This window comes from Rothia sp. HMSC071C12, assembly GCF_001813895.1.
In the GTDB taxonomy this organism is placed as follows: Bacteria; Actinomycetota; Actinomycetes; order Actinomycetales; family Micrococcaceae; genus Rothia; species Rothia mucilaginosa.
Genome location: NZ_KV814371.1, coordinates 1 through 2759 on the forward strand (window position 1 = coordinate 1; position 2759 = coordinate 2759).

Below are 2759 nucleotides of genomic sequence, written 5' to 3' on the forward strand. Positions count from 1 at the left end.
ACGAGGTTGCCAGAATCGAGTTGAAACCGCGCACGCGCTCTACGTAGTGTTTGGTGACGCCGTTGATGGTGCGGGTTTTCTTGATCTCGTAGCTGGTGGCTGCGCTCTGGTTGGTTTTGCGGTCGTAGTTGTCGAGGATGTAAGTGGCTACGGCTTCGATGCGTTCAGGGCTTTCGAGTACTTCCTTGCTCTTTGCGAACTTTTCGAGTTCCTTCGCGTCGGGGGTTTCGGCGCGTTCGGCGGCAATTTCTTCTGCGTAGGAGGTTTCTTCGAGTTCGGCGAAGTGGGGGCTGGTGTTGGTGTATTCCAGGTGGAATTTCAGCACGTTCTTGTCGTTGATGGCGTCGACGACGGTGTAGGTGTGCAGGCAGTCGCCGAAGACTTCGACGGTGGTGGTGCCGGGGCCGCCTACGGAGTTCTTGTCGAAGATGGGGGTGCCGGTGAAGCCGAACATGCTGTACTTCTTGAAGCTCTTCTTGATGGCGGTGTTCATGCGGCCGAACTGGGAGCGGTGGCATTCGTCGAAGATGATGGCTACACGCTGGCCGTAGACGGGGTGTTCGGGTTCGGCGGTGATGAGGTTGGACAGCTTGTGGATGGTGGTGACCACGATGCTGGTTCCGCGGTCGGCGAGGCGGTTGCTGAGTTCGCGGGTGCTGCCGGTGGAGCTGACGGAGTCTGCCTGGAAGTTGTTGTATTCGAGCATGGTCTGGTAGTCGAGGTCCTTGCGGTCCACGACGAAGAGAACCTTGTCGACGAGCCCGGTTTCTGCCAGGCGGCGTGCGGTCTTGAAGCTGGTGAGGGTCTTGCCACTGCCGGTGGTATGCCAGATGTAGCCGCCGGCTTCCTTGGTGCCGAGGCGCTTGGGGTCGTTGTTGGCGATTTCGACTTGCTTAATGATTTTTTCGGTTGCCGCGATCTGGTAGGGGCGCATGACGAGCAGGTCCTGGCCTACGGTGAAGATGCAGTAGCGGGTCAGGACGTTTGCGAGGGTGTGGCGGGTGAGGAAGGTGCGCGCGAAGAGGATTAGGTCGTTGATTCGGTTGTTCTGTTCGTCTGACCAGTAGCTGGTGAAGTCGAAGCTCTTGCCTGCGGAGCCGCCGGAGGCGGTCTTGCGGCTGGCGGTCTGCTGGTCTTCGATGTGCTTGTGGCGCACGGTGTTGGAGTAGTACTTGGTTTCGAAGCCGTTGCTGATGACGAAGATCTGGGCGTATTCGAAGAGGCGGTGCTTGTCCTGCTGGAAGCCTTCGTTCTGGTATCGCTCGATCTGCTGGAAGGCTTCGCGGATGCTCACGTTGCGCTTCTTGAGTTCGATGTGTACGAGGGGCAGGCCGTTGACGAGGATGGTCACGTCGTAGCGGTTGAGTACTTTGCCGTTGGGGGCGGGTACGCGGTACTGGTTGATGACCTGCATGTGGTTGCGTGCGGGGTAGGCGGCGTCGATGAGCATGATGTTGCGCAGGGTGCCGTCTTCGAGGCGGAAGTCGATGAAGCGTTCTTCCTGAATCAGCTTGGCCTTCTCCAAGATGCCGTCGTTGGAGCGGGCGATGTGGTTCTTGAGAAGACGGTCGAATTCTTCGTCGGTGAAGTGGAAACCGCTGTTGGGGCCGTAGGCGCCTTCTTCGGGGCGGGTGTTGAGGCGTTCGAGCTGTTCGCGCAGGTTGCGGATGAGTGCGGCTTCGTCGGTGAGGCGCGGCAGGTAGTCGTAGCCCTGGGTTTTGAGGGTTTCGATGAGTTCGGATTCGAGCTGCGATTCGCTCTGGTGCTCACGCTTCTTCTGGTGCTGTGCCTTCCATTCCTTGTAGTCCTTCGTTTCGGCAAGCTTGGCGATGACGGTGAAGTCGTCAGAGCTGAGGATGCTTTCGGTGCGTCCTTCGGTGGGGCGGGGGTGGTTGGGTACGGTTTCCACGGGGTGCTCCTTTGCGTAGGGGTTGAGTGTGTGGATGGTTGGGCTCGGGGTTGGCGGGCCCAGTTTGTTGAGTGTGGTTGAGGTATGTGGTTGAGGTCTAGCGGCCCGTGCAGGGGTGGCGGGGTGCCGCCCCTGCACGGGGTTCGCGCGTGATGCGCAGTTTGATACGCGGGTGGCTACTGGTTTTCGCCCTTGCGGGGGAAGGAAAGTAGCTGGTCGCGGTAGTACTCATACTGACTACGACGCGCCGTTAGCTCTGCGGGTAGACCCTCGGAGAGGCTGCTGGTTAGGGCGTCGAAGCGGTCGAGAATATCGACAATGCGCTGCTGCTCTTCCAAGGAAGGAAGGGGAAACTCAAACTTCTTGAAACGCTTCATATCCACACTGGCAAAGCTGGACTGCGTAGTATTCGAAAGGCACCAACGATCCAAAACAAACGAATAGTAGTAGAGGAATTTAGGTAACAGAAGGCTCTTAAACTCTTCCTTAGGGGTCAGAACAGTGAACCTCTGATTGCACAGAAAATCTACGTTAATCAGCGCGTGCTCACCAATCGTTGCAGAAGTCGCCACGATGATTGAACCAGCGGGGAACATCCCGCCCTTTTTCAAAGCACTTTCATGAACGGACTGCAAGGCTTCTGATAGGACTCCGCCATTTTCACGGATGTCTTCCATGCGGAACCAGGGAACAGTTCCGTTCTCCCAATAGCTGCTATTGGACTTAGACGGGGTGTAACCATTACGGGTGGTAAACAGTTCCTCTATCGAGTAGAACTTGACCGCTGGCTCGGAGAAAGAAGCCAGGAGCAAATCCCGGTAGTACTCGTATTGCAGAGTACGCGCTTCCA

General features: G+C 57.4%; 2 protein-coding genes. Both read right to left on the reverse strand.

Translation table 11 applies throughout. The features are described from left to right. The coding region (locus HMPREF2942_RS03385; RefSeq protein WP_168165842.1) for a type I restriction endonuclease subunit R at nucleotides 1–1909 on the reverse strand (1909 nt) is incomplete at its 3' end. 176 nt (nucleotides 1910–2085) lie between these two features. Further along, a partial coding sequence (locus HMPREF2942_RS03390; RefSeq protein WP_246824341.1) for a restriction endonuclease subunit S occupies nucleotides 2086–2759 on the reverse strand: 674 nt, incomplete at its 5' end.